Here is a 25,770-nt window from a genome sequence, read left to right as displayed (position 1 = left end):
TCACAAAGATAGCTTTGCAATCGATTCATTGCAATGGTTTCTTTGCAATCCCTTTCTGCGAGCGCCGCGCGGCACGTAGGCTGGCCGCGTGACGAATCCCTTCCTCGCCGACAGCCCGCTCCCCTACCTGCTTCCCGACTTCGCCGCGATCCGCGACGAGCACTACCTGCCCGCGTTCGAGCAGGGCATGGCCGAGCAGCTCGCCGAGATCGCCGCGATCACGGCGCAGGAGGAGGAGGCGACCTTCGCCAACACGATCGAGCCCCTCGAGCGCTCGGGCGCGATCCTCGAACGCGTCGCGACGGTCTTCTACACCCTGTCGTCCTCCGACACGACCGAGCACATCCAGCAGCTCGAAGAGGAGCTCGCGCCTCGGCTCGCCGCGCACCACGACGCGATCGTGCTCGACGCGACCCTGTTCGCGCGCATCGACGCCGTGCATCGCGCGCACGACGACGGCACCGCGCCGCTGGATGCCGAGCAGGCGTACCTCGTCGAGCGCCGCCGCACCGAGATGGTGCTCGCGGGCGCAGCCCTCGACGACGCCGAGAAGGATCGCCTCAAGGAGCTCAACCAGCAGCTGTCGACCCTCACCACCCGGTTCGAGAAGAACCTCCTCGAGGACACCAACGACCTCGCCATCCTCGTGACGGATGCCGCCGAGCTCGACGGGCTCACGCCGGGCGAGCTCTCCGCGGCGCGCGAAGCCGCCCTGTCGCGCGGTCTCGACGGCTGGCTCGTCACGCTCGTGCTGCCCACCGGCCACCCGTGGCTCTCCTCGCTCACCTCCCCCGCCACGCGGGCACGCATCATGGAGGCGTCGCTCGCGCGCTCATCGCGCGGAGGCGCACACGACAACACCGCACTCGTGCTCGACATCGTGCGCGCCCGCGCCGAACGCGCACGGCTCCTCGGCTTCCGCGACCACGCATCCGTCGTCACCGCCGACGAGACAGCCGGGGACCCCGAGGCTGTCGCCGGGCTGCTCGAGCGGCTCGCCCCCGCCGCGGCCCGGAACGCCGAGACCGAGCGCGATGATCTGACCCGACTTGCCGGGTCCGAGATCACCGCATCCGACTGGGCATTCGCCGCCGAGGCTGTGCGCCGCGAGCGCTACGACCTCGACACCGCAGCGCTGCGCCCCTGGTTCGAAGCCGAGCGCGTGCTGCAGGACGGCGTCTTCTACGCCGCGAATCGCCTCTACGGCCTCACCTTCGCCGAGCGCAGCGACCTGCGCGGGTGGAACGACGAGGTGCGCGTGTTCGAGGTGAGCGACGACGACGGCCCCTTCGGCCTGTTCGTGCTCGATCTCTACACGCGCGACTCGAAGCGCGGCGGCGCGTGGATGAACTCCCTCACCACCGCGACGACCCTGCTCGGCCACCCGCCCGTCGTCACCAACAACCTCAACGTGCCGCGCCCCGCCGAGGGCGAGCCGACGCTGCTCACGCTCGACGAGGTCACGACGCTCTTCCACGAGTTCGGCCATGCACTGCACGGGCTGTTCGCGCGAGCGACCTACCCGAGCCTCTCCGGAACCAACGTGTTCCGCGACTTCGTCGAGTTCCCCAGCCAGGTCAACGAGATGTGGGCCATGCACCCCGAGGTGCTCGCGAACTACGCGCGGCACTACGAGACGGGCGAGCCGCTCGACCCCGCGATCGCGCAGCGCCTGCGCGACGCCGAGCAGTTCGGCCAGGGCTTCCGTACGAGCGAATACCTGCAGGCGGCGCTTCTCGACCAGGCGTGGCACACGCTCGACGTCGAGCAGGCTGCGGCCGTCGCCGACGTCCCCGGCTTCGAGAAGGACGCTCTCGTGCGCGTCGGACTCGCGAACGACGCGATCCCGCCCCGCTACTCGACGGCATACTTCCAGCACGTCTTCGCGGGCGGCTACGACGCCGGCTACTACTCGTACATCTGGAGCGAGGTGCTCGACGCCGACACGGTCGAATGGTTCGCCGAGAACGGCGGGCTCACGCGCGAGAACGGGGAGCGCTTCCGTCGGCGCCTGCTCGAGGTCGCGGGCAGCCGTCACTCGCTCGACGCGTTCCGCGATTTCCGCGGTCGCGACGCGCGCATCGAGCCGCTGCTCGAGCGCCGCGGGCTCGCCTGACACCCGTGCACGTCGCCGCATCCGGGCCCACGACGGCGCCGACCGTGCTGCTGCTGCACGGCGGCGGCGTCGGGGGCTGGATGTGGCGTCCCCTGCTCGGTGAGCTGGGCGACGACGTGCATGCGCTCGTTCCGGACCTGCCGGGGCATGACGGCAGCGCCTCCGAGTCGTACCTGGGGCACACAGCGACGATCGACGCGCTCATCCGGATGCTCGACGAGCACGGCGCGCGATCGCGCGTCACCGTCGTCGGCTTCTCGCTCGGCGCACAGCTCGCGACGATGCTCGCATCCACCGAACCGCTGCGCATCGCGCACGCCGTCATCGTGAGCGCGCAGGCAGAGCCGCTGCGGTTCGCGGGGGCGACCCTCGCGCTTCTGCGCTACATGGCGCCGCTCGCCCGCAACGCGCGCTTCGCCCGCGCGCAAGCCGCCGAACTGCGCGTGCCGGAGTCGCTCATGACGGACTATGTGCGTACATCAGCGACCATGAGCGCCGACGACATGGTCGCCTCCGTGGGCGAGAACCTGCGCTTCACGGTGCCCGAGCGGTGGTCGCGATTCCCTGGGCGTGCGGATGTCGTCGTGGGCGAGCGCGAGCGCGCCCTGATGCGCCGCTCGGCTGCCGCGCTCCACGAGGCGCTCCCGTCGAGTCGGCTCACGACGTTCGAGGGTGTGGGTCACGCGATCCCGTTCGAGCGTCCCCGCGAACTCGCCAACCTCATCCGCGCGGGTCTCCCCACCCCCTGACCTCCTTCGGGCGGACGGATGCGGATGCGTCTCGAGCGGGCGGCTGAGAGGAGCCTTGAGACACGCCGAGACGGGTGGAGCGTCAGGTGAGGTTAGGCTAACCTGACCTTGCGCGCCGACGTCGTGCCGCGCGATCCCATCCCCCGATGAAAGGACGCTCGTGCGCGCCATTCGCACTGTGCCCCTCGTGCTCGCGGCAGCCCTCGCGCTCACCGCCTGCTCCGCGACAGCCGACACCGCTCCTGCCGGCGAGAACGACGGGACCTTCCCCGTGACGATCGAGCACGCCTACGGCACGACGACCATCACCGAGCGGCCCGAGCGTGTCGCGACGGTCGCCTGGGCGAACCACGAGGTGCCGCTCGCGCTCGGCATCGTGCCCGTGGGGATGAGCAAGGCCACCTGGGGCGACGACGACGGCGACGGCGTGCTGCCGTGGGTCGAGGATGCGCTCGAACAGCTCGACGCCGAGACCCCGGTGCTCTTCGACGAGACCGACGGCATCGACTTCGGCGCCGTCGCCGATACGCAGCCCGATGTGATCCTCGCCGCGTACTCCGGCATCAGCGAGGAGGAGTACGAGACGCTCTCCAAGATCGCCCCCGTCGTCGCGTTCCCCGACGTCGCGTGGGGCACCTCCTACGAGGACATGATCCGCCTCGACTCCGAGGCCCTCGGGCTCGCCGAGGAGGGCGAGGAGCTCATCCAGACCCTCCACACCCAGGTCGACGACGCACTCGCGGCCCAGCCCGACCTCGTCGGCAAGAAGGTGCTGTTCTCCTACCTCGACCCGAGCGATCTCAGCCAGATCGGCTTCTACACCTCCCACGACACCCGCCCCGGGTTCCTCACCGGCCTCGGCCTTCCCCTGCCGGAGATCGTGGAACAGGAGTCGGCGAAGACCTCCGACTTCTACGTGACCGTGAGCGCCGAGAACGCCGACGCGTTCGCCGATGTCGACGTGTTCGTCACCTACGGCGACGATGCGGAGGCCACGATCGCGCAGCTGCAGGCCGACCCGCTGCTCTCGCTCATCCCGGCGATCGCCGACGGCCGCATCGCGGTGCTGCACAACGGCACCCCGCTCGCCGCATCCGCCAACCCCTCCCCGCTGTCGATCGGCTGGGGCATCGACGAGTACCTGGGTGTGCTCGCGTCAGGCGCGACCGGCGCGGAGTGACCACGCTCACCAGAACGCACCGATCATCGGGGGTCGCCGCTCTGCGACGCCCGGTGCCCGTGCGACTGCTGTGGTTCGCCGCGGGATGCGCGGTGCTCGCAACGCTCGTGCTCGCCTCGGTGGCGTTCGGCGTGCGAGACGTCTCGCTCGCCGAGATCACCGCGGCCCTCGGCGGTTCGACGGATGGCTTCGGCGAGGCGGCCGTCGCCGCCCGCCTGCCTCGCACGGCCCTTGCGATCCTGGTGGGCGCAGCCCTCGCCCTCTCGGGCGCGACGCTGCAGGCCGTCACCCGCAATCCGCTCGCCGACCCCGGGATCCTGGGGCTCACGGGCGGCGCGGCGCTTGCGGTCGTCACCGGCATCGCCTTCTTCGGGCTGGCGCATCCGGTCACGACCGTGGTGGTCGCGATCGTCGGCGCGACGGCGGCCGGCATCGCCGTCTATGCGATCGGTTCGCTCGGCCGCGGCGGCGCCACCCCCCTCAAGCTCGCCCTCGCGGGCGCTGCGACGGCCGCTGCCCTCACCTCTCTCGTCAACGCGATCCTGCTGCCCCGCGTCGACGTGCTCACCGAGTTCAGGTTCTGGCAGATCGGCGGAGTGGGCGGAGCGGTCTGGGAACGCATCTGGCTCGTCGCCCCGTTCCTCGCCCTCGGCGCGCTGGTGTGCCTCATGTGCGCGCGCGGAATGAACTCGCTCGCCCTCGGCGACGACCTCGCGGCGGGGCTCGGCGAGAACGTCGCACGCACACGCCTCGTCGCCTCCCTCGGTGCGTTCGTGCTGTGCGGCGCCGCGACCGCCATCGCCGGCCCCATCGCCTTCGTCGGCCTCGTCGTGCCGCACGTGTGCCGACTGCTCGTGGGGTCGGATCACCGCTTGCTGCTGCCGTTCTCGGCGCTCACGGGCGCTGTGCTGCTGCTCGCCTCCGACATCGTGGGACGCCTCGTGGCGCGACCCGGCGAGGTGGAGGTGGGCATCATCACGGCGCTCATCGGCGCCCCGTTCTTCATCGCGATCGTGCGCCGTCAGAAGGTGCGCGAGCTGTGACCGCCGCACTCATCGCATCCGGACGCCGTCACCGCGTCCGACGGCGGGCGCTCGTGTGCGCGATCATCGCCGCCGCTGTGCTCGCGCTGTTCGTGGCTGCGCTCCTGATGGGCCGCACCTTCTATCCGCTCGCGGACGTCGTGGGGGTGCTGTTGGGCGAGCAGATTCCCGGCGCCTCGTTCACGGTGGGAGAGCTGCGACTGCCTCGCGCGGTGCTCGCTGTGCTCGTCGGGTTCGCGTTCGGCGTCGCGGGCGTCACGTTCCAGACCCTGCTGCGCAATCCGCTCGCCTCCCCCGACATCATCGGCATCAGCTGGGGCGCGAGCGCCGCCGCAGTCGTGGCGATCGTCGGGTTCTCGGTCAGCCAGACGGCGGTCTCGGTGGTCGCTCTTGCGGGTGCGATCGTGACGGCGGTGGCCATCTACCTGCTCGCGCATCGCGGCGGCTTCGCGGGGGCGCGGCTCATCCTCATCGGCATCGGCATCTCCGCCATGCTGCAGAGCGTCGTGGCGTACATGCTCTCGCGGGCCGCCGACTGGGACCTGCAGGCGGCGATGCAGTGGCTCGCAGGCAGCCTCAACTCGGCGAGCTGGGAGCGCGTCGCCCCGCTCGCCGTCGCATCGGCGCTGCTCGTGCCGGCGCTGCTGCTGCAGTCGCGCAAGCTCGGGGCGCTGCGCCTCGGCGACGACTCGGCCGCGAGCCTCGGCATCCGCGTGGATCGCGTGCGACTCACGCTCATCGTGTGCGCCGTGATGCTGCTCGCGATGGCGACCGCCGCGAGCGGCCCCGTCGCATTCGTGGCGTTCATGGCGGGCCCCGTGGCTGCGCGCCTCGTCGGCCCCGGCGCATCCCTCATCGTTCCCGCAGGGCTCGTGGGTGCGCTGCTCGTGCTCGGCGCCGACCTCGCGGGGCAGTTCGCGTTCGACAGCCGCTACCCCGTGGGCGTCATCACGGGTGTGCTGGGCGCCCCGTATCTCATCTACCTGCTGACCCGCACGAACCGATCCGGAGCCTCGATATGACCGCGCATCACACGCTCGCCGCCGTGGACGCGACCCTCGCGTACGGTGATCGCGTCGTCGTCGACGGGCTGTCGCTCGAGATCTCGCCGGGGCGGATCACAGCGATCGTCGGGGCGAACGGATGCGGCAAGTCGACGCTTCTGCGTGCGCTCGCCCGTCTTCTGCCGACGAGACGCGGTCGCGTGCTGCTCGACGGCGCGGACATCGCGGCGCGCCCCACCAAGGAGGTCGCCCGACTGCTCGGGCTTCTGCCGCAGAGCCCGATCGCTCCCGAGGGGATCGCCGTCGCCGACCTCGTGGGTCGCGGTCGCCACCCCCACCAGAAGCCTCTCGCGCGCTGGTCGCAGACCGACTACGCAGCTGTCGCCGCCGCACTCGATGCGACCGACATCGCCGACCTCGCCGATCGTTCCGTCGATGAGCTCTCAGGTGGGCAGCGGCAGCGCGTGTGGATCGCGATGGCGCTCGCCCAGGAGACCGACATCCTGCTGCTCGATGAGCCGACGACCTTCCTCGACGTGGCGCACCAGGTGGAGGTGCTGGATCTGCTCACCGACCTCAACCGCGACCGCGGCACGACGATCGTCATGGTGCTCCACGACCTGAACCTCGCGGCGCGCTACGCCGATGAGATCGTCGCGATGGTCGACGGACGCATCCACGCGGCGGGCACCCCAGCCGAGGTCGTCACCCCCGACATCGTTCGCGAGGTCTACGGTCTCGACAACGCCGTGATCACCGACCCCACGACGGGCAAGCCGCTCGTGCTCCCGAGAGGCCGACACCATGTCCGCTGACCCCGCCTTCCGCATCATGCGGGCGCGCGTGGAGCGCGTGGAGCGCGTCTCCCCCACGTTCGTGCGCATCACGTTCGGCGGCCCGGAGCTCGCGCGCTTCGGCACGCCGGGCCGCGTGTTCGATCAGCGTGTGAAGCTCGTCTTCCCCGCTCCTGGTCGCCCGCTGCCCGAGTTCGACGCAGGCGACCCCGACTGGTATCGCGCCTGGCTCGCGCTTCCCGACGACGAGCGCGGCTCGATGCGCACCTACTCGATCCGCGAGCTCATCGTGGACGGTGATGAGACTCGTGCGGTGATCGACTTCGTGCTGCATCTCGCGCCGGGCGCATCGGGGCCCGCGTCACGGTGGGCGAGCACCGCGCAGCTGGGCGACGAGCTCGTGCTCGTGGGGCCGCAGCGCGGCCGATTCGACGGCGGCGGCATCGAGTTCTCCCCCGGCGAGGCTCGCACATTCGTGCTCGCGGGCGATGAGACCGCGGCTCCGGCGATCGCGCGGATTCTGGAGGACGCCGATCCCGCGTCGTGCGGCGTCGCGTTCATCGAGGTGCCGGATGCCGCTGATGCCCTGCCGATCGCGGCGCCTCCGGGCGTCCACGTGCGCTGGCTGCCGAGGGGCGGCACCGCGCACGGAACGCGGCTCATCCCGTCGATGCTCGAGCACCTCGGCGCCATCGGCGACGCGCATGCGGCGGCGCCCGTGCAGCTCGAGGATGTGGACTCCGAGGACCTCGTGTGGGAGACGCCCGTGTATTCGGGACTCGGCGAGGAGCTGCCGAAGCCCGTCGCGCATCCGGACCGCTACTACTGGGTCGCGGGTGAGAGCGCCGTCGTCACGACGCTGCGCCGCCACCTCGTGAAGGAGCTCGGCATCGACCGCGCCCAGGTGGCGTTCATGGGCTACTGGCGCCGCGGCGTCGCGATGCGCGGCTGAGCGCCCCCGCGAACGCCGACGGCGACCGCCCCCGCAGGGAACGGCCGCCGTCGAGCTGTCGGTGACTCAGGCGTCGGTCTTGCGCCAGCGTCCGATGAGGTTCATCACGTGGTAGACCACGAGCGTCGCGATGGTCGCGAGCACGATGCCGGAGAAGATCTCGTTGCCGTCGCCGTCAGCCCACAGGAAGCCGCCGATCGCGACGATGAGGCCGACCGCGGCGGTGAACTGGTTCTTCGGCTTCGAGAAGTCGACCTTCGCGTCGATCCACATGCGGAATCCGATGACGCCGATGAGGCCGTAGAGCGCGGTCGCGATGCCGCCGATGACGCCCTGCGGGATCGTGGCGAGGAACACGCCGACGGCGGGCGAAAGGCTCAGCAGGATCGCGGTGATCCCGGCGACCCAGTACGCGGCCGTCGAGAAGACGCGGGTCGACGCCATGACACCGATGTTCTCGCCGTAAGTGGTGGTGGCCGAACCGCCGAACGAGCCCGCGAGCGTCGTGGCCATGCCGTCCGCGAACAGCGCGCGACCGGTGAGCTTGTCGAGGTCGCGGTCGATGAGTGCGCCGACCCCCTTCACGTGGCTGACGTTCTCGGCGATGAGCGCGAGCACGACGGGGAGGAACCCGAGGTAGATCATGAGGTACTGGCCGTCGAACACGGGAGAGGTGATCTCGGGCAGGCCGATCGGCGCCGCCTTGGCGAGCGCGGAGAAGTCCACCTCGCCCTGAGTGAGCGCGAACAGGTAGCCCACGACGACGCCCACGAGGATCGAGAGGCGACCGAGCATGCCCCGGAAGAGCACCGTCGAGACGATGACGGCGACAAGGGTGACCACGGCAGTGAGCGGGGCCGCCTGCACATTGCCCCACGCCGCAGGTGCGAGGTTGAGTCCGATGAGCGCGACGATCGTGCCCGCGACGACCGGCGGCATGAGCGCGGCGATCCAGCGGGTGCCGGCGAAGTTCACCACGAGGCCCACGAGCGCGAGCGTGACGCCGACGACGATGATGCCGCCGAGCGCGACACCGCGCTCGCCTGTCGAGCCCACGGCGACGCCGATGGGCGCGAGGAACGCGAACGACGAGCCGAGGTAGCTGGGCAGCTGGTTCTTGGTGATGAGCAGGAAGAGGATCGTGCCGATGCCCGAGAACAGCAGGGTGGTCGTGGGCGGGAAGCCCGTGATGATCGGCACGAGGAACGTCGCGCCGAACATGGCGACGACGTGCTGCATGCCGAAGCCGATGGTGCGCGGCCAGGTGAGGCGCTCCTCCGGAAGGACGATCTTGTTCGCCGGGACGGTCTTGCCGTCTCCGTGCAGGGTCCACAGGGCCACGGGTTCTCCTTAGTGTGAAATGCCTGAGAAATCGTACAGCGTCGGAGGACGTATCAACGTCCGAGGACCGGCGCCGCCGTTCAGGAGCGACGGGCGGCGACGACCGCGATCATGCTGACGCCCGAGGCGGAGATCGCGAAGACGGCCGCGAGGGCGATCCAGCCGGGCATCCCGTTCGCGAGAGTGAGCGCGATGACGAGCGGGGCGACGGTCGCCCCGGCGGAGAAGCTCATCGAGAAGATGCCCTGGTAGGCGCCCGCGCGAGCGGGGTCCGCGAGTTCGAAGCTCAGCGACCAGGACGCCGCCTGCGACAGGATCTCGGCGAACGCGTGCAGCAGTGCGCCGAGGACGAGCAGGACGATCGCGCCGCCGAGGACAACGGCTGCCGAGGCACCGTACGCGACGCAGGCGAGCGCCATCAGCACGCCCGCGATCGCCGAGACGAGACCCGCTCGACGCAGGTCGTGGGTGCCGCGAGAGAGGGGAACCTGGAGCAGGATGACGGCCGTCGTGTTGATCACGAGGAGCACCGCGACGAGCGCCTCCGGCGCCTCGGTGCTCTGCGCGATCCACAGTGGGACGCCCACGTCCGCGACGGCGAACTGCATGCCGAAGACGGACGCGAGCACCGAGAACGCGAGATAGCGCCGATCAGTCCACGGCGAGCGCCCGACCCGGCCGGGTGCATCGGCCGACCGCTTCGGCGCGTCGACGCGCGCAGGCAGCCGCAGGGCGACCCCGGCTGCACCGACATAGGCGAGCCCCGCCGCGACGAGGAAGATGCGATACGCCTCGGGCGTCCCCGCGATGAGCGCGATCGCCGCCGCACCTCCGCCGACGGCGATGCCGAGGTTGGTGATCGATCGCAGCACCGCGCGACTCATGACCCGCGCGTGCCCCTCGAATGCCCGCGCGATGATCGCCGAGCGCACCGACCCGCTGAACGCCCAGGCACTGGAGCCGAGAACCTGCACGACGAGCGCCGACACCGCATCGCCCACGAGCGCGTACGCGATCACCGCGAGGCCGCAGACCGCCGTGGACGCAGCGAGCAGCTTCCGCGCCGAGACGCTGTCCGCCATCCGTCCGCCGAGGTAGGCGGCGCCCACCCCCACGCCCGCACCGATCGCGACCACGAGCGCCACCTCGGAGGCGGTGAGCCCGACGATCAGGCTCAGGTACAGCACCACGAGCGCCAGCACGACACCGCGACCCAGGGTGCCGATCGCGGTGAGGATTCCGAGCGAGCGCAGCACCGGCTCAGCCGCCGCGATCCGGATGCGCACGAACAGCCCGGGCGATCCCTGGTCGGGGGCGGTCACCGGGGTGCTCCGTGACCGCTCACTCCCGCCCGCGGCGCTGTCTGCGTCTCAGACACGCACGGCGCCCAGTCTGCGGCGGGGCCGCCACGACAGCCAGATCATCGCGATCCCACCCACGACAAGCCCCCAGAACGCGGAGCCGATGCCCGCGATCGCGACACCCGACGCGACGACGAGGAACGTGATGACCGCGACGACGCGCGTCGGCGGCTCCTCGAACGCGCTCGATGCGGCGGATGCGAGGGCGCCGAAGAGCGCGAGGCCTGCGACCGCCGTGATGACGAGCGGCGGGGTCACGGCCACGAGCGACGTGGCGGCACCCGCGCCGACGCCGAGCACGAGGTACGCGACACCGCACGTGACGGTCGCGATCCAGCGACGGTCGCGATCCGGATGCGCGTCGGGCCCCGCCATCATCGCCGCGGTGATCGCGGCGAGGTTGAGCGCGTGGCCACCGAAGACGGTGGAGGCCATCGTCGCGATGCCCGAACCCGCGAGCATCGCCCGTGCAGGCGGGTGCGGGTAGCCGAAGGTCGTGAGCACGGCGAAGCCCGGCACGTTCTGACCCGCCATGGTGACGACGTAGAGCGGGATCCCGAGTCCCACGATGACGGCCGGATCGAACACCGGCCAGGTCACAGTGAGCACGGGCACGAGCGCATCGAGCTCGAGCCCCGACGCCTCCCCCGAGATGATGACGGCGACCACCGTCGTCACCACGGCGCCCGGCACCGCCCAGCGCGGTGCGAGCCGCGCGAGCACGAGCCACACGAGGACGATCGGCAGCGCCAGGTGCGGCAGCTCGATCGAGGCGAGCACAGGCGCGAGGCAGATGGGGAACAGGATGCCCGCGAGCATGGCGGAGGCGATGGGCTTCGGGATGCGGGTCATCGCGCGGGCGAGCCACGGCCAGACGCCCGTGAGCGTCAGCAGCGCACCGCACACGAGGAACGCACCCACCGCGGCGCGGAAGTCGCCGGTCGTCGCCTGCGCCGCCACGAGGAGCGCGGCTCCCGGCGTCGACCACGCGAAGCTCAGCGGCATCCGGTACCGCAGCCCGAACACGATGCACAGAAGGCCCTGCATGACCGTGAGGGCGAGCAGACCGGACGCGGCGTCGGCATCCGAGGCACCCACGGCATGGAGGCCTGCGACGACGATCGCGAACGAGCTCGCGAATCCGGTGAGCGCGCCGACGATGCCGGTGCCGATCGGCTGGGCGAGTTCACGGGTGGTCATCGAGAACGACCCTAGAGGCGCACAGGCTCGGGCCGTGAAGGCCAGTCGTATGGGCGTGGCGCCTCGGCTACGCCTGCTCTGCGGTGCCGCCGGATTCTACGGGGGCGGTCGCGGTGAGCGCCGCCTGCAGCACGCCCACCGCGTACTCCTCGGGTGCCCGTCCGTAGTGCTCGGCGCTGGCGCGCACCAGCTCGGCCACATCCGGCGGCAGCACGACCGTGAGCGAGCCGGGGTCCGCGTCCGACAGCGGCAGAGCGCCCGCGGCCGGAGGCGTCACGGGCTCTGCCGCGCCGCGCAGCACGAGGCCCAGGATCGGCAGCGCGATCGTGCCGAGCGCATCGAGGATCGCGATGACTCCGAAGAAGCGCCAGTACGCCTCGCCCGCGGCATCGCCCGGGAACTCTCCGTCGGTGAGAATCGGCAGGATGATCATGATCGCGACGACGCCGATCGCCGCGAGAGTCACGGCGAGCGCGACGCGGATCACCTGCTGGCGGCGGCCCGAGAGAAGCAGCAGCAGGTTCGCCTGCGCAAGGCTCGCCGCGGCGATGCCGCCGACGGAGAGGCCCTTGAAGAGCGGCTCGATCTGGTCCCACGGCAGGTCGCTCCAGATGAGCACGATCGCACACAGTGCTGCGACGACACTCGCTGCGATGCCGATGAAGCCCACGACGCGCACGCGTCGCGCCACGACGGCGAGGTGGCACAGCGCGGTCGTCCCGAACGCGGCGACCGTGAGAGTCGTGAGGAGCACGCGCGCCTGCACCTCGCCGAAGTCGCCGCTCAGGAGCGCGATGATGCCCAGCAGCGCCGCGATCGCGAGCGACGCGACGATCGTGATGATCGCCGCACGCCGCACCCCCCGCACGACGGAGGACGGGGAACTGCCACTCTGCTCGTTCATGGCGTCAGCGTAGCGGCACGCGGGGTGGCTGCCTCACCAGCGGTTGTGCACGTCCTCCGCGAAGCCCACCGCGCCGTCCACGCGCACCTTCTCGCCCGCATCCGTCGCCATCCATCCCGTCCAATGTCCGAAGCACTGATCGGTCTTCGCCTGGATGACGCCCACGTTCGTGCGCGTCATCTTGTCGTGGAACGGGGTGAAGGTGAGGTCGGCGAGTTCGCCGTGAATGCGCCACGGCGCGAGGTAGTCGCTCGTGTCGTACACCCAGGTGAGCTCTTCGGAGATCTTGTGAGCGCGGCCGTCGACGAAGAGACAGTTCTCGGTGGAGCCGGAGCCCGTCGTCCACTTGTCGCCCAGCTGGATGCCGATGCGGCGTCCGTCGACGATCCCCGACCCTGCTGCCCAGTTCCACGCGACGTCGTACGGCCAGCGCCCGCGGCCGTGATCGAGCACACCCCATGCGGGGCCGCCCGCGTCGATCTGGTGCCCCGTGCCGTCGATGACGAGGGTTCCGGTGGTCGGCAGGGCGACGTCCTTGACCGTGTACTGGAAGCGCCTGTCGCTCCACGGCACGACGACGCCCATGTGCTCCTGGCCGTCGGGTCGACTCGCGATGAGCTCACCGGAGACGTTCGGCGTGCGGAACGCGAGGCGCGTGCCCGCCTCGACCGGGTCGATCCAGATCTCGAGCTTCCCGGCCTTCACATGTGCGCGTCCGCCGCCGAGCGAGGGCGGCAGGGTGACCCCGCGACCGAACGGCACGAGCGCGGTCTGCTGATGCTCGGCGCCCGTCTCCCGGTCGAAGACCCACACCTCCTGCGAGCCCAGGTAGTCGATGTTCGACACCGTGAGCGACACCATGAAGCGCTCGCCGATGACCGACCAGTACTCCCAGCGCTTGTTGCGACCCCACGCCTTCCGGCCGTCGATGCCGGATGTGTCGTGCAGCTGGCTGCGCGTCCATCCGACCGCGTCGCGGTTCAGAAGCCCGTCATGGCCGGTGAACGAGATGGCCTGGGTGATCTCGCGCTCGGTGAGTCTCACGCTCGCTCCTCTCGCGCCGCGGTGCGCGCGGCGATGTTCGCGAGCTCGGCGTTCAGTGCGCCCAGAAGCTCGGGGTCGATCTTCACGACCTCGCGGTCGTAGGTGAGCAGCCCGTTGACCTCGTCCTCGACGTCGGTGAGCTGGGTGTAGACGAATCCGGCGAGCCCCTGCTCGGTGGCGGGGGCGAGCTCGTCGCGCCAGAGCGCGGTGACCGCCTCGGCGAGGGACGCGCGGTCGCGGTAGCGCCGGTAGCCGAACTCGCGCGCGTTCCAGCGGTGCCCCTCGACGGGCCAGCTGTACCCGCCGAACTCCGACAGCACGACGGCGCGGCCACGCCAGCGGCGGCGATCCGGCATCCGGAAGCGGCGGAAGTACACGTGCAGACTCAGCACATCGCCCGCGAACTGGTCATGCCAGCCGCTCGCGTGGTCGACGGGCCGGCTCGGGTCGAGGCGGGCGACATGCGCGGCGATGCGGGCCGCGTCGAACTGCCCCCACCCTTCGTTGAAGGGCACCCAGCCGATGACCGACGGATGGTTGCCGAGGTGCGCGATCATCGCGTCGAGGGACGCTTCGAAGGCTTCGCGATCCGCGCGGTCACGGCGAGCGAAGAGGCCGCGGTGGCGGGTGTCGTCGAGTCGGAACGAGCTCGCCACGGGGAGGGTGATGGTGAGCGGATGATAGCGCCCCCCGCCGTTCACGGCGTCCTGCCACACGAGCATCCCGAGTCGGTCGCAGTGGTGATACCAGCGGGCGGGTTCGACCTTGATGTGCTTGCGCAGCATCGTGAATCCGGCGGCGCGGGCGGCCTCGATGTCGGCGATCATCGCCGCATCCGAGGGAGGCGTGAGAAGACCGTCCGGCCAGTACCCCTGATCGAGCAGGCCCGCGTGCAGCACGGGTTCGCCGTTGAGGGTGAAGCGGCGAGCGCCGTCAGCCCCCTCGACGATGCCGAGCGAGCGGATGCCCGTGTAGCTCGCGACGCGGTCGTCGCCGAGCTCCACCTCGACGTCGTACAGGTGCGGATCTGCGGGCGACCACGCGCGAGCGCCCGGGATCGGCAGCACGACGCGCTCGACCGGCGGCACGACCGCCTCGGCGATCACCTGCCCCGCATCGAGCACACGCACGCGGGCCGGTCCTGCGCTCGGGCCGTTCGCGAACACGCGCACGGCGAGCTCGCCCGTCGCCTCGCGGCTCGCGTCGAACGAGGGGGTCAGCTCGAGGCGCTCCACGAACGTGCGCGGCACAGCCTCGAGCCACACGGTCTGCCAGATGCCCGACTGGGGCGTGTACCAGATGCCGCCGCGCTTCAGCCGCTGCTTGCCGCGGGCACCGGGCTCCAGGTCGGTGGGATCCGTGACCCGCACGATCAGCTCGCGGGGGCCGCCGCGTGCAAGCGCCTCCGTGAGTTCGTGCGTCTGAGGCGTGAAGCCGTCGTGGTGCTCGCCCACCTGCATGTCGTCGAGCCACACCGTCGTGTGTCGGTCGCTCGCATCGATGTGCAGCAGCACACGCTCACCGGCGGGCGGCTCGGGAAGCTGCAGACGGTACCAGAGCGCGTCACGGTGCGTGAGGGTGCGCTCGAGGCCCGACAGCGGCGCCTCAGGCGAGAACGGCACGAGGATCCGATCAGACCACTCCGCGGGCCGCGGCGCGTCGACGGGCGTGATCGCGCAGTCCCACCAGCCGTTGAGGCTCGCCCATGCGTCGCGTACGAGCTGCGGCCGCGGATGCTCGGGCAGCACATTCTCGGGGTCGAGCTCGCGCCCGAACCGGGTGAGCATCGTCACGGCACCTCAGCTTCCGAGTCCGCGGCGTCCGCGACCGGCGCCTCAGCCACCGCGCGCCCGGCACCCCGGTCGGCGCGCAGCAGACGCAGCATGAGCGGCACGGCGATCAGCACGACCGCGGCAGCCGCCACGAAGATCCACGACGTCGGCACCTGCTTCTCGACACCCAGATCGAGGTAGGTCTCGTCGGCACCCTGGATCACGAACGCGCCGATCCACGGACCGATCACCATCGGGATCAGCACGACGGCAATCATCCGCACGCCCTGCACCGACCCGGCGCGCCCCTCCGGGACGAGGTCGCGCACGGTCGCGGCGAGAGCGCTCGTCGACACCAGGAAGCCCGTCATCATGACGGTTCCGGCGATGATCGCGCCGATCATGTCGCGCACGACGAACATGCCGAGCAGCCCCAGCACGAGCACGCCCATCGCCGGAAGCACCATGCGGAGCTTGCCGATCCGGTCGGCCAGGCGTCCCCCGAGGATGCTGAACAGCGACGCCGTCGTGAGCACGACGCCCAGCACGATCGCGTAGCCGTCGATGCGCAGGGTGCGCTGGATGTAGATGATCAGGTACGGGAAGTACACCTGCGAGGCCACGCCGATGATCGCCACCGCCACGAGCACCTGGTAGAGCCGCGGGTGCGCGCGCAGCGTCGAGGGACGCAGCATGAACACGATGTCGGCCCACACGCTCGTTCCGCGAGCCGCCGGCGGGCGGTTGCGCACCGTGAACCAGGCGATCACGCCCACCACGGCGGTGAAGGCGCCGACGATGCCGAAGAACAGCCGCCACTCGCCCGCCTGCGTGAGCCCGTCGAGCGCCGCGAACACGAGCAGCATCGACAGCAGCGGAAGCGTCGCGAGCACGCCGTCGACCCGGCCGCGGTTCGACGGGTCCGTCGAATCCGTCACCCACGCCTGGTACGCGGCGTCGTTGGCGCTCGATCCGAAGAACGTCATCACGCAGTCGAGCACGATGATGACGGCGATCGCCGCCGTCACCGCATCCCACCCGGGGATGAGGGAGCCGACCGACTCGGGGGTCGCGAAGCCGAACGCGGCGGTCGTCGCACCCCACAGCACATAGCCCGCCGTCACGATCGTGCGGCGGTTGCCCGTGCGGTCCGACCAGGCGCCCACCACGAGCGCGGTGAGGGTCGCGACGATCGCGGAGGCGCCCACGAGCGTCGCGATCACCGTCGGGTTGTCGGTGATCGTGTCGTACACGAACACGTTGAGATACATGTTCTCGACGGTCCAGGCCAGCTGGCCGGCGAGACCGAGGATCACGAATGCGGACCAGGTGCGGGCACCGAGACGGGTCGGGCGTGGAACTTCCACCACTCCTCCTTGAGGGGCGGCCGCTCAGGGGCGCGGCGGATCGGGTGTGCTGCGAGGCAGCATCGCCAGCTTAGATCGCCGACGTCGGGTTGTGTCGGAGTGTCAGGCCGACTTCTCGGCACGACGGGCCGGGCGCGGCACGATCGTCGGCGCGGCGTTGTCGATCACGGCTTCGCGCGTCACGACGACGCGGGCGACCTCATCGCTCGAGGGCACCTCGAACATGATCGGCCCGAGCACCTCCTCGAGGATCGCGCGAAGGCCGCGAGCGCCCGTCTGGCGCAGCACCGCGAGATCCGCGATCGCCTCGAGCGCGCCGCGGTCGAACTCGAGCTCCACCCCGTCGAGCTCGAACATGCGCTGATACTGCTTGACGAGCGCGTTCTTCGGCACCGTGAGGATCTCCATGAGAGCCTCCTGGTCGAGCGGCGTGACCGAGGTGACGACGGGCAGACGACCGATGAACTCGGGAATGAGTCCGAACTTGTGCAGATCCTCGGGGAGCACCTCGCCGAAGAGCGCCGATTCGTCGCGCTTGCTGTGCAGCGGGGCGCCGAAGCCGATGCCGCGGCGACCGACGCGCTGCGAGATGATCTCCTCGAGGCCGGCGAACGCTCCCGCCACGATGAACAGCACGTTCGTCGTGTCGATCTGGATGAACTCCTGGTGCGGGTGCTTGCGGCCACCCTGCGGCGGAACCGAGGCGACCGTGCCCTCGAGGATCTTCAGCAGCGCCTGCTGCACGCCTTCGCCCGAGACATCGCGCGTGATGGACGGGTTCTCGGCCTTGCGGGCGATCTTGTCGACCTCGTCGATGTAGATGATGCCCGTCTCGGCGCGCTTCACGTCGTAGTCGGCGGCCTGGATGAGCTTGAGGAGGATGTTCTCGACGTCCTCGCCCACGTAGCCGGCTTCGGTGAGCGCCGTCGCATCCGCCACCGCGAACGGCACGTTGAGGCGCTTCGCGAGCGTCTGCGCGAGATACGTCTTGCCGCAGCCGGTGGGGCCGACGAGCAGGATGTTGGACTTCGCGATCTCGATGTCGTCGTGCTTCGCGTCGGCGGCGGTGATCTTCTGCCCCGCGCGGATGCGCTTGTAGTGGTTGTAGACGGCCACCGAGAGGGCGCGCTTCGCCGCCTCCTGGCCGATGACGTACTCCCCGAGGAAGGAGTAGATCTCCTTGGGCTTCGGGAGGTCGAACTCGCTGGGGGCTTCTTCGCCCGCTTCGGCGAGGCGCTCCTCGATGATCTCGTTGCAGAGTTCGACGCATTCGTCGCAGATGTAGACGCCCGGGCCTGCGATGAGCTGCTGCACCTGCTTCTGGCTCTTTCCGCAGAAGGAGCACTTCAGGAGGTCGGCGCTCTCCCCGATGCGTGCCATGCCGTTCTCCCCTCCGAAAGCGTACTCGGAAGCCTAACCCCTCCACCCGACGCTCGCCGGGACACCGCGTCATGCCGTGTCGCATCCGCAGCTCACCCGGTTCAGGGCGAAAGTCCCGATCAGGCCGATTACGCTGAGGCTATGGAGTCGAGAGCGTCGCGCCTGCTGCGCGGGATGGTGCTCGGCTCCGTCGCCACCCTGCTCGCCGCGCTCTCGCACACCTGGGCAGGCGGCCTCGTTCCGGGAACGCTCGCGCTCGTGCTCGGCGGAGTGTTCGCGAGCGCCGTGGGCGTCGCCGCAGTGGGACGCCGCCGCACATCTCTCGTGCGCACCGTCGTCGGCGTCGGCATCGCACAGCTGGCCTTCCACCTCGTGTTCTCGTTGCTTTCCACGGGCGGCACCGTCGTCTCCACCGCCGGGCACCATCACGCGGCTGCCGCGATCATCACGTCTCCCGCGGATGCCGTCGCCCAGGGCGGCATGGCGATGTGGATGGCGCACCTCGTCGCGGGAGTGCTCACCGTCGCCTACCTGCGACGCCTCGAAGCGCTCGTGTGGGCGCTCATCGCCCGTGTCGGCGGCTTCATCGTGCGCGCCCTCGGCGTGCGCCCCGAGCCTGTCGCTGTACCGCGCACGCTCGTCGCGTCGCGGCCCATGCCTCGGCCGCAGTCGGTTCTCGGCTCATCGATCGCCCGACGCGGCCCACCCGTCCTCCTCGGCGCCTGACTCGTCCTCGTGTGATGAGTCGTTCGGGCGCGCGCATCCGCACATCCCGACTCTCGTCCAGGAGGACACCCATGACCACGACCCGCACCCTCGCCGCATCCGCCACCGCCCTCGGCGGTGCGCTCGCCCTGGCTCTCATCCCCGCCGCCGGCGCGAGCGCTCACGTCACCGCGAGCGCGACCAGCACTGCGGCAGGCTCCCACACCGTCGTCACCTTCAGCGTTCCGCACGGGTGCGAAGGCTCCCCCACCCTCGTCGTCGACATCGACATCCCCGACACGATCGCCTCGGTCACGCCCACCATCAACCCCAACTGGACCGTGACGAAGAACATGGTCGACGACCGCGTCGACAGCGTCACCTACACGGCGATCGGCGCGGGCCTCGCAGACGGCTACCGCGACGCGTTCGAGCTCTCGCTGCAGCTGCCCGACGGCGAAGCCGGCGACGCCGTCGAGTTCCCCGTCACCCAGACCTGCGCGGAGGGCACCGAGACCTGGGAGGGCGACGAGGTGCCCACCGTGATCCTCAGCGAAGCGACGGGCGCCGGACACGACCACGACCACGGAGCTGCGGCGGAGCACGCCGACGAGGCCACGGCGAGCGCATCGACCGGATCCGAGACGGGCGGCGATGACCTCGTGGCGCGCATCATCGCGATCACCGGCGTGCTCGTGGGCGTCATCGGCCTCATCGTCGGTGTGACGGCACGCCGCACACAGAAGGCCGGATGATGTCGCGCGCACACCGGTCGCGTCTCGCAGGCGCGAGCGTGGCGGTGCTCGCCGCGGTCGCGCTCGCGGCGACGGCGTCCGCTCCCGCGTGGGCGCACAGCCAGCTCGTCGCATCCACCCCGAGCGAAGGCGAGACGCTCACCGAGCTTCCGCGTGACTTCTCGGTGACGCTCAACGAACGCGTGCTGACCGAGGCGGGCACCTCCGCGTTCGCGCTGCGCGTGTCGGATGCGTCGGGCCAGTACTACGGCACGGGCTGCCTCGACATCCTCGACACGACCGTGAGCACCCCCGCAGCCCTCGGCACAGCCGGCAGCTACACGCTCGAATGGCAGGTCGTCTCGGCCGACGGGCACACCGTGGGGGGCGCGATCCCGTTCGAGTGGGCGCCGACAGGTGAATTCGAGCCCGCCACCGGCTCGGCCGAGGCGCCGCGGTGCGGCGACGACGCGCCAGCGGCCACCGACGAATCCGGGGAAACCCACCATGAGGCGGATGCCGCACCCATCGCGGTCGGCGACGTGCTGTGGATCGTGGGTGCGGTGCTCATCATCGCCGTCGGTGTGACCGTCGCGCTCCTCGCGACACGGCGTCGCCCGACGGACTGACCGACAGACCGCAGCATCGCGCAACGAGAAGCGCCCCGGTGGAGATCCACCGGGGCGCTTCTTCGTGATCTGCTGATCAGGCCTTCGTGAGTGCCGGGAGCGACTTGCGGCTCGTCAGCACCTGGTCGATGAGGCCGTACTCGAGCGCCTCCGGCGCCGTGAGGATGCGGTCGCGCTCGATGTCGGTGTGCACCTGCTCCACCGTCTTGTTCGAGTGGCGCGACATGGTCTCCTCGAGCCACGTGCGCAGGCGCAGGATCTCCTTCGCCTGGATCTCGATGTCCGACGCCTGACCGCGTCCGGCTTCGCCGACCGAAGGCTGGTGGATGAGCACGCGCGCGTTCGGCAGCGCGAGGCGCTTGCCGGGCGTGCCCGCCGCGAGGATCACCGCGGCAGCCGAGGCTGCCTGGCCGAGGACGACCGTCTGGATCTGCGGGCGGATGTACTGCATCGTGTCGTAGATCGCCGTCATGGCCGTGAACGAGCCACCGGGGCTGTTGATGTACATGACGATGTCGCGGTCCGGGTCCTGCGACTCGAGCACGAGCAGCTGCGCCATGACGTCATCCGCCGAGGCGTCGTCGACCTGCACACCGAGGAAGATGATGCGGTCCTCGAAGAGCTTCGCGTACGGGTCCTGGCGCTTGAAGCCGTAGGCCGTGCGCTCCTCGAACGTGGGGAGGATGTAGCGCGACTCAGGCGCGCCGTAGGGCAGAGCGCGCGATGAGGGCATGCGGTCGAGCATGTCGCCGCCGGCCATGAAAGTAGGGGTGTCCATTCGTGGGTTCCTTCGTCTCTCGCGCTTAGTTCTGTTCCGTGCCCGCGCCGCCCACGACATCCGTGGCCGAGGAGCGGATGTGGTCGACGAAGCCGTACTCGAGGGCCTCTTCCGCGGTGAACCAGCGGTCGCGGTCACCGTCGGCGTTGACCTGCTCGATCGACTTGCCGGTTGCGGCGGCCGTGATCGCGGCGAGGCGCTGCTTCATGTCGTTGATGAGCGCGGCCTGCGTCTGGATGTCGGAGGCCGTGCCGCCGAATCCGCCGTGCGGCTGGTGCAGGAGAACGCGCGCGTTGGGGGTGATGTAGCGCTTGCCCTTGGTGCCCGCCGTGAGCAGGAGCTGACCCATGGAGGCCGCCATGCCGATGCCGACCGTGACGACGTCGTTCGGGATGAACTGCATCGTGTCGTAGATCGCCATACCCGCGGTGATCGAACCGCCGGGGCTGTTGATGTAGAGGTAGATGTCCTTCTCAGGGTCCTCGGCAGCGAGGAGAAGCAGCTTGGCCGCGATCTCGTTCGCGTTCTCATCGCGCACCTCCGAGCCGAGCCAGATGATGCGGTCCTTCAGGAGACGGTCGAAGACGCTCGGCGCGAATGCCGGTTCAGCCATGTGAGGAACTCCTTGTTCTATTCGAGGACAGGGCCTCGATGTCCGTTGTCGAATCTACCGGGGAGGTGGCGCGCGGCTCGTCCGTGTTCGCCGTGGGCAGAGTGCGTGCCGCGGCGCGTAGCCTCGGATCATGGACTGGCGGGAGCAGATCGCAGCCGTATGGGCCGAGGCGGATGAGCTCGGCGACGTGGAGCTGGTGCGGCGGATCGACGAGATCGCAGCCGACCATCCCGATGACCCGGTCGCGCTGTTCGAGCGCGGCGGAGCGCGCGATGCGACCGACGATCAGGCGGGCGCCGAGCAGTTCTACCGCGCCGCGCTCGAGGCGGGGCTTCCGGATGCCGAGCGGGCGCAGTGCGTCATCCAGCTCGCGAGCACGGTGCGCAACCTCGGCAGGCCGGAGGAGTCGCTCGAGCTGCTGCGCGATGAGTTCGCCGGGCGGCCGGATGATGACCCGCTCGCGGACGCCGCGGTCGCCTTCGCGGCGCTCGCCCTCGTCGATGCCGGGCGCCCGCGCGAGGCCGTCGTGGCCCTCCTGCACACGCTCGCTCCGCACCTCCCCCGCTACACGGGCTCCGTGCGCTCCTACGCCGACGACCTGCTCGAGGGCTGACTGCCCGTTTCTCCTCCGGTGAGGGGTCGCGAATGACGGTTGATGCGGCGTGTCGGCGGTGATTTGCGACCCCTCCCCCCAGCGGGCACCGGGATGTCGCGGGTGAGCGGTCAGCGCAGCAGCTTCTCGACCGTGTTGAGGTTGCGGCTCGTGAGGTGCGGCTTGAGCGCCGGCTTGCCGATCAGCGCGCCGAGCCGCGAGCCGAGGGTCTCGCCCTTCGGCACCGTCCAGTAGACGACGCCCGCGCCCTCCGCTGCGCGCTCGAGCGCGGGATCGAGGTCGACGCGCAGGATCTCGGCGCGCACCGCCGCTTCCGGTGCGAACAGCACATAGTCGTGCCAGCCGTCGCGGCCGCGCTCGAAGGGGTACGCGTCGGCGATCGCCCGCAGCGCGTCGAGGTCGACGATGTGCACGTGCGGCTCGTAGCCGTAGTGGGAGCGCAGCGCGTCGTCGACGCGGGTCTTCACCTCGGATGCCGCGTCGCCGCTCGTGACGAGCGCGTTCCCGGATGCGAGCACCGTCGCGACATCCGCGAACCCCGCCCTCGTGAGGACGTCACGCAGCCCGGCCATCTTCATGGTGGCGCCGCCGACATTCACGCCGCGCAGCAGGATCGCGTACCGCATCCCGTCACCCTACGCGCGCGCCGCGACACCCCCGGGGGAACGCCTGAGGGGCCGCAGATCACCGGTGACACGCCGTGTCGATGGTGATCTGCGACCCCTCAGGTCGTGAGACTCAGCTCAGGTCAGTGGTTGTGACCCTCGTGGTCGTCGTGCTCCGGGGTGCCGACGAGGTCCGACTCCTCGATGATCTCGGAGTCATCCGAGCCATCGCCGAGCAGCGGCACAGTGAGGGCGGAGACGTCGACGGCCTTGCCCTTCTCGTCGACGACCGTGGCCTTCGACAGCGCCACGGCGACAGCCTTCGAGCGTGCGACCTCGCCGACCATGGCGGGGATCTGGCCCGACTGGCCGAGAGCCTGGATGAACTCGCCCGGCTCCATGCCGTACTGCTGCGAAGCCTGGATGAGGTACGACGTGAGCTCGTTCTGGCTCACCTTGACCTCTTCGGCCTCGGCGATCGCGTCGAGGAGGAGCTGGCGCTTGAAGACGACCTCCGACTCGGCGGCGACCTCGGCACGGTGCTCGTCGTCCTCGAGGCGACCCTCGTTCTCGAGGTGACGGTTCACCTCGTCGTCGATGAGGCCCTGGGGAACGGGGATCTCGGCCTTCTCGACGAGAATCTCCACGAGCTTGTCGCGCGCGGCGACTGCCTGGCCGAACTCGGCCGACTTCTCGAGCTGCTCCTTGACGTCCTTGCGGAGCTCGCCGATGGTGTCGAACTGCGACGCGATCTGGGCGAACTCGTCGTCGGCCTCGGGAAGCTCGCGCTCCTTGACGGCGTTGACGGTGACGGCGATCTGCGCCTTCTCACCCTGGTGGTCGCCGCCCACGAGCTCCGACTCGAACGTCGTCGACTCGCCGGCCGTGAGGGTCTCGATGGCGTCGTCGATGCCGTCGATGAGCTCGCCAGAGCCGAGCTCGTACGAGATGTTGCTCGCGGTGTCGATCTCGGTGCCGCCGATCGTGGCGACGAGGTCGAGCTGCACGAAGTCGCCCTTCTTGGCGGGGCGGTCGACGGTCACGAGCGTGCCGAAGCGGCTGCGCAGGTTCTCGAGCTCGGCCTCGACCTCATCGGGTCCGACCTTCGCCGTCTCGACCTCGACCTTGAGGCCGTCGTACTTCGGGATCTCGAACTCGGGACGCACGTCCACCTCGACGGTGAAGACGAGGTCGCCCGAGAAGTCCTTCTCGCTGGGCCACGTCACGACGTCGGCCTCGGGGCGTCCGAGGGGACGCAGCTTCTCCTCGTTGGCGGCCTCGCGGTAGTAGCGCTCCAGGCTCTCGGAGACGGCGTGGTTGAGCACCTCGGCGCGGCCGACGCGCTGGTTGATGATCGCGGGCGGCACCTTGCCCTTGCGGAAGCCGGGGATGTTGACCTGCTCGGCGATGTGCTCGTAAGCGTGATCGATCGAGGGCTTGAGCTCTTCGGGGGTCACCGTGATGGTGAGCTTGGCGCGCGTGGCCGAGAGCTTCTCGACGGTCGTCGTGACCATGGGGATATATCTCCTGGGGTTCTGTTTCGCTGATGTTCCGTCGGGGCGACAGGATTTGAACCTGCGACCTCCCGCTCCCAAAGCGGGCGCTCTAGCCAAGCTGAGCTACGCCCCGGAGGCCGCAAGTGGTGAAGCCGCCGGCGTGCGGATGGTTGTGCCGAAGCAGATTCCACCCGAAAAAACGGCCTCGCACAGTCTAGCCGCACGATGCCGGGCGCATGCCCGCGGATGATGCTGCCGCGTGTGCGTCGAGCCGGGGACGTGCACGAGGGGGATCCCAGCCTGCGCTAGAGTGGAGGCGTTGCCTTGAGAGATCGAGGCGCCGGGGATGTAGCTCAATGGTAGAGCCTCAGTCTTCCAAACTGATTACGCGGGTTCGATTCCCGTCATCCCCTCCATCGCCCTGACAGTGACCACCGGTCGCTGGCAGGGCATTCGTGTTGATGGAGCGAATCCCGCTCACGACACCCCCGGCTTCCGCAGCGCCACGTCCGCCCCCTACGCTCCGAACATGAGTCAAGGTCTCATTCAGGCGCCTCCCGTCGCCGGATCCCGCTGGCGCACGGCCGTGATCGCGGTCACGGCGGGCGTCGCCGCCCTCTTCCTCGGCAAGCTGCTGCTCACACTGGTGATGTCCCCCGGCGCACTCGGGGGCGCCACAGCTCTCGCCCTCCTCATCGACGTCGGGTGGCGCGGCCTCGCGTGGGCGGCGCTCACTGCCGCATTCGTCGCTCTCGCGCCGCCGCGCGTCGCGCGGGGGCTCAGCATCGCGGCGGCTCCGTTCGCAGCGCTTGGGACATCCGTCATCGAGTACCTTCCCGCGCTGACCTTCGACGACGCGGGGTTCCTCTTCCTTCTGCTCGCCATCCCCTTCGCACTGGACGCGGTGGCGATGCTCGTGTGCGCGGTCATCGGCTGGGCGATCTCGGGCCGCGTCCGTTCGCCCGGGCCGCGTCGTGACCGAGCCCTCGTGCCCGGATCTGCCCTCGCGCTGATCGTCGGCGGCGTCGCGACCATCGCGCTGTTCTCCCAGTGGTTCGAGGTCCACTTCCGACTCTTCAACGTCAACGTGGTCGAACCCGAGCCGTTCGGAGCGACGGGGATCCGGTACCTCGTCACCGCCGGAATCGCGGTCGCCGCCACCCTCGCCGCGGCCGTGCTCGCGACAGTCGCGAAGCAACGGGGTCTCAAGATCACCAGCTGGATCCTGGTGCCGGTCGTGATCGCCATCGCGCTCGTGCTGCAGGTTCCGCAGGGGCGGTTCGATCCGCCTCCGGCCCCCGAGCCCGATCTCAGCTTCTATACGGAGTGCTCGTTCGACGCCAACCGCCCCGGATGCGGCGGCTGAGGACACGGGGATGAGGACGCCCGC

Annotated in this window: 24 protein-coding genes and 2 tRNA genes; 13 read left to right on the top strand and 13 right to left on the bottom strand. The window is 70.1% G+C overall.

Annotated features, from left to right (window positions below; genetic code table 11):
• Positions 1-88 precede the first annotated feature (88 nt).
• From HCR12_RS04745 to HCR12_RS04715, 7 genes are all read left to right on the top strand, one after another.
• Positions 89-2,116: a M3 family metallopeptidase gene (locus HCR12_RS04745; RefSeq protein ID WP_166869426.1), complete on the top strand. Its 2,028-nt coding sequence runs from the start codon at positions 89-91 to the stop codon at positions 2,114-2,116.
• 5 nt (positions 2,117-2,121) lie between these two features.
• Complete coding sequence (locus HCR12_RS04740) at positions 2,122-2,865, top strand: alpha/beta fold hydrolase (protein WP_166869427.1); 744 nt, start codon at positions 2,122-2,124, stop codon at positions 2,863-2,865.
• A gap of 160 nt (positions 2,866-3,025) precedes the next feature.
• Positions 3,026-4,045, top strand: a complete 1,020-nt coding sequence (locus tag HCR12_RS04735) for an iron-siderophore ABC transporter substrate-binding protein (RefSeq protein WP_166869428.1) — start codon at positions 3,026-3,028, stop codon at positions 4,043-4,045.
• On the top strand, positions 4,042-5,088 hold the full coding sequence (locus HCR12_RS04730; RefSeq protein ID WP_191412358.1) for a FecCD family ABC transporter permease: 1,047 nt from the start codon (positions 4,042-4,044) through the stop codon (positions 5,086-5,088). Before HCR12_RS04735 ends, HCR12_RS04730 begins: the two co-directional genes overlap by 4 nt.
• On the top strand, positions 5,085-6,110 hold the full coding sequence (locus HCR12_RS04725; protein WP_191412357.1) for a FecCD family ABC transporter permease: 1,026 nt from the start codon (positions 5,085-5,087) through the stop codon (positions 6,108-6,110). Before HCR12_RS04730 ends, HCR12_RS04725 begins: the two co-directional genes overlap by 4 nt.
• Positions 6,107-6,907: an ABC transporter ATP-binding protein gene (locus HCR12_RS04720; RefSeq protein ID WP_166869429.1), complete on the top strand. Its 801-nt coding sequence runs from the start codon at positions 6,107-6,109 to the stop codon at positions 6,905-6,907. Before HCR12_RS04725 ends, HCR12_RS04720 begins: the two co-directional genes overlap by 4 nt.
• Positions 6,897-7,838 (top strand): siderophore-interacting protein, encoded by a 942-nt coding sequence (locus tag HCR12_RS04715; RefSeq protein ID WP_166869430.1) that lies wholly within the window; start codon positions 6,897-6,899, stop codon positions 7,836-7,838. Before HCR12_RS04720 ends, HCR12_RS04715 begins: the two co-directional genes overlap by 11 nt.
• A 66-nt stretch (positions 7,839-7,904) precedes the next feature.
• On the opposite strand, the gene HCR12_RS04710 is transcribed toward HCR12_RS04715, so the two are convergent.
• The 8 genes from HCR12_RS04710 to clpX all read right to left on the bottom strand — a co-directional run bounded on the left by HCR12_RS04710 (position 7,905) and on the right by clpX (position 18,207).
• On the bottom strand, positions 7,905-9,179 hold the full coding sequence (locus tag HCR12_RS04710; protein ID WP_166869431.1) for a uracil-xanthine permease family protein: 1,275 nt from the start codon (positions 9,177-9,179) through the stop codon (positions 7,905-7,907).
• 80 nt (positions 9,180-9,259) lie between these two features.
• The gene (locus tag HCR12_RS04705) at positions 9,260-10,501 is read right to left on the bottom strand and encodes an MFS transporter (protein ID WP_166869432.1); all 1,242 of its coding nucleotides are present in this window, start codon (positions 10,499-10,501) and stop codon (positions 9,260-9,262) included.
• A gap of 48 nt (positions 10,502-10,549) precedes the next feature.
• A complete protein-coding gene (locus HCR12_RS04700; RefSeq protein WP_166869433.1) occupies positions 10,550-11,740 on the bottom strand; it encodes a benzoate/H(+) symporter BenE family transporter in 1,191 nt (396 codons plus the stop codon).
• Between the two features lie 67 nt (positions 11,741-11,807).
• On the bottom strand, positions 11,808-12,644 hold the full coding sequence (locus tag HCR12_RS04695) for a hypothetical protein (protein ID WP_166869434.1): 837 nt from the start codon (positions 12,642-12,644) through the stop codon (positions 11,808-11,810).
• Positions 12,645-12,677: 33 nt separating this feature from the next.
• A complete protein-coding gene (locus HCR12_RS04690) occupies positions 12,678-13,688 on the bottom strand; it encodes a DUF2804 domain-containing protein (protein WP_166869435.1) in 1,011 nt (336 codons plus the stop codon).
• Positions 13,685-15,475 carry a glycoside hydrolase family 2 protein gene (locus tag HCR12_RS04685; protein WP_224763708.1) on the bottom strand — a complete coding sequence of 597 codons (1,791 nt, stop codon included), beginning with the start codon at positions 15,473-15,475 and terminating at the stop codon, positions 13,685-13,687. Before HCR12_RS04685 ends, HCR12_RS04690 begins: the two co-directional genes overlap by 4 nt.
• Before the next feature lie 2 nt (positions 15,476-15,477).
• Complete coding sequence (locus HCR12_RS04680; protein WP_224763678.1) at positions 15,478-16,827, bottom strand: MFS transporter; 1,350 nt, start codon at positions 16,825-16,827, stop codon at positions 15,478-15,480.
• Positions 16,828-16,929: 102 nt separating this feature from the next.
• Positions 16,930-18,207, bottom strand: a complete 1,278-nt coding sequence (gene clpX / locus HCR12_RS04675; protein ID WP_166869437.1) for an ATP-dependent Clp protease ATP-binding subunit ClpX — start codon at positions 18,205-18,207, stop codon at positions 16,930-16,932.
• Between the two features lie 141 nt (positions 18,208-18,348).
• Between clpX and HCR12_RS04670 the strand changes: the two genes are divergently transcribed.
• From HCR12_RS04670 to HCR12_RS04660, 3 genes are all read left to right on the top strand, one after another.
• Positions 18,349-18,933 (top strand): hypothetical protein, encoded by a 585-nt coding sequence (locus HCR12_RS04670; RefSeq protein WP_166869438.1) that lies wholly within the window; start codon positions 18,349-18,351, stop codon positions 18,931-18,933.
• A gap of 71 nt (positions 18,934-19,004) precedes the next feature.
• A complete protein-coding gene (locus HCR12_RS04665; protein ID WP_166869439.1) occupies positions 19,005-19,667 on the top strand; it encodes a YcnI family copper-binding membrane protein in 663 nt (220 codons plus the stop codon).
• Complete coding sequence (locus HCR12_RS04660; RefSeq protein ID WP_166869440.1) at positions 19,667-20,275, top strand: copper resistance CopC family protein; 609 nt, start codon at positions 19,667-19,669, stop codon at positions 20,273-20,275. Before HCR12_RS04665 ends, HCR12_RS04660 begins: the two co-directional genes overlap by 1 nt.
• Before the next feature lie 76 nt (positions 20,276-20,351).
• Here HCR12_RS04660 and HCR12_RS04655 read toward each other — a convergent pair whose 3' ends face one another.
• Positions 20,352-21,020, bottom strand: a complete 669-nt coding sequence (locus HCR12_RS04655) for an ATP-dependent Clp protease proteolytic subunit (protein ID WP_370589342.1) — start codon at positions 21,018-21,020, stop codon at positions 20,352-20,354.
• 58 nt (positions 21,021-21,078) lie between these two features.
• Positions 21,079-21,666 (bottom strand): ATP-dependent Clp protease proteolytic subunit, encoded by a 588-nt coding sequence (locus tag HCR12_RS04650; RefSeq protein ID WP_166869441.1) that lies wholly within the window; start codon positions 21,664-21,666, stop codon positions 21,079-21,081.
• A 130-nt stretch (positions 21,667-21,796) separates the two neighbouring features.
• On the opposite strand from HCR12_RS04650, the gene HCR12_RS04645 reads away from it, so the two are divergent.
• The gene (locus HCR12_RS04645) at positions 21,797-22,279 is read left to right on the top strand and encodes a tetratricopeptide repeat protein (RefSeq protein ID WP_224763677.1); all 483 of its coding nucleotides are present in this window, start codon (positions 21,797-21,799) and stop codon (positions 22,277-22,279) included.
• Positions 22,280-22,389: 110 nt separating this feature from the next.
• Here HCR12_RS04645 and HCR12_RS04640 read toward each other — a convergent pair whose 3' ends face one another.
• The 3 genes from HCR12_RS04640 to HCR12_RS04630 all read right to left on the bottom strand — a co-directional run bounded on the left by HCR12_RS04640 (position 22,390) and on the right by HCR12_RS04630 (position 24,513).
• Positions 22,390-22,905 carry a DUF1697 domain-containing protein gene (locus tag HCR12_RS04640; protein ID WP_166869442.1) on the bottom strand — a complete coding sequence of 172 codons (516 nt, stop codon included), beginning with the start codon at positions 22,903-22,905 and terminating at the stop codon, positions 22,390-22,392.
• A gap of 122 nt (positions 22,906-23,027) precedes the next feature.
• A complete protein-coding gene (tig, locus tag HCR12_RS04635; protein WP_166869443.1) occupies positions 23,028-24,398 on the bottom strand; it encodes a trigger factor in 1,371 nt (456 codons plus the stop codon).
• Between the two features lie 40 nt (positions 24,399-24,438).
• Positions 24,439-24,513, bottom strand: a tRNA-Pro gene (locus tag HCR12_RS04630).
• Positions 24,514-24,722: 209 nt separating this feature from the next.
• Here HCR12_RS04630 and HCR12_RS04625 point away from each other — a divergent pair.
• Together HCR12_RS04625 and HCR12_RS04620 are read left to right on the top strand one after the other, a co-directional pair.
• Positions 24,723-24,796: transfer RNA gene (locus HCR12_RS04625), tRNA-Gly, on the top strand.
• A gap of 113 nt (positions 24,797-24,909) precedes the next feature.
• Complete coding sequence (locus HCR12_RS04620) at positions 24,910-25,746, top strand: hypothetical protein (protein WP_166869444.1); 837 nt, start codon at positions 24,910-24,912, stop codon at positions 25,744-25,746.
• Positions 25,747-25,770: the final 24 nt, after the last annotated feature.

Origin of the sequence: Salinibacterium sp. ZJ70 (assembly GCF_011751865.2) — a bacterium.
Lineage (GTDB): Bacteria > Actinomycetota > Actinomycetes > Actinomycetales > Microbacteriaceae > Homoserinibacter.
This window is presented reverse-complemented; position numbering and strand designations above follow the sequence as displayed.

Bases quoted from the DNA above. Each gene is read 5' to 3' on its own strand.
- HCR12_RS04720 (WP_166869429.1), top strand. From the start codon at position 6,107: ATGACCGCGCATCACACGCTCGCCGCCGTGGACGCGACCCTCGCGTAC.
- HCR12_RS04715 (WP_166869430.1), top strand. From the start codon at position 6,897: ATGTCCGCTGACCCCGCCTTCCGCATCATGCGGGCGCGCGTGGAGCGC.
- HCR12_RS04700 (WP_166869433.1), bottom strand. From the start codon at position 11,740: ATGACCACCCGTGAACTCGCCCAGCCGATCGGCACCGGCATCGTCGGC.
- HCR12_RS04695 (WP_166869434.1), bottom strand. From the start codon at position 12,644: ATGAACGAGCAGAGTGGCAGTTCCCCGTCCTCCGTCGTGCGGGGGGTG.
- HCR12_RS04685 (WP_224763708.1), bottom strand. From the start codon at position 15,475: ATGCTCACCCGGTTCGGGCGCGAGCTCGACCCCGAGAATGTGCTGCCC.
- clpX (WP_166869437.1), bottom strand. From the start codon at position 18,207: ATGGCACGCATCGGGGAGAGCGCCGACCTCCTGAAGTGCTCCTTCTGC.
- HCR12_RS04670 (WP_166869438.1), top strand. From the start codon at position 18,349: ATGGAGTCGAGAGCGTCGCGCCTGCTGCGCGGGATGGTGCTCGGCTCC.
- HCR12_RS04665 (WP_166869439.1), top strand. From the start codon at position 19,005: ATGACCACGACCCGCACCCTCGCCGCATCCGCCACCGCCCTCGGCGGT.
- HCR12_RS04660 (WP_166869440.1), top strand. From the start codon at position 19,667: ATGTCGCGCGCACACCGGTCGCGTCTCGCAGGCGCGAGCGTGGCGGTG.
- HCR12_RS04655 (WP_370589342.1), bottom strand. From the start codon at position 21,020: ATGCTCGACCGCATGCCCTCATCGCGCGCTCTGCCCTACGGCGCGCCT.
- HCR12_RS04650 (WP_166869441.1), bottom strand. From the start codon at position 21,666: ATGGCTGAACCGGCATTCGCGCCGAGCGTCTTCGACCGTCTCCTGAAG.
- HCR12_RS04645 (WP_224763677.1), top strand. From the start codon at position 21,797: ATGGACTGGCGGGAGCAGATCGCAGCCGTATGGGCCGAGGCGGATGAG.
- HCR12_RS04640 (WP_166869442.1), bottom strand. From the start codon at position 22,905: ATGCGGTACGCGATCCTGCTGCGCGGCGTGAATGTCGGCGGCGCCACC.
- tig (WP_166869443.1), bottom strand. From the start codon at position 24,398: ATGGTCACGACGACCGTCGAGAAGCTCTCGGCCACGCGCGCCAAGCTC.
- HCR12_RS04620 (WP_166869444.1), top strand. From the start codon at position 24,910: ATGAGTCAAGGTCTCATTCAGGCGCCTCCCGTCGCCGGATCCCGCTGG.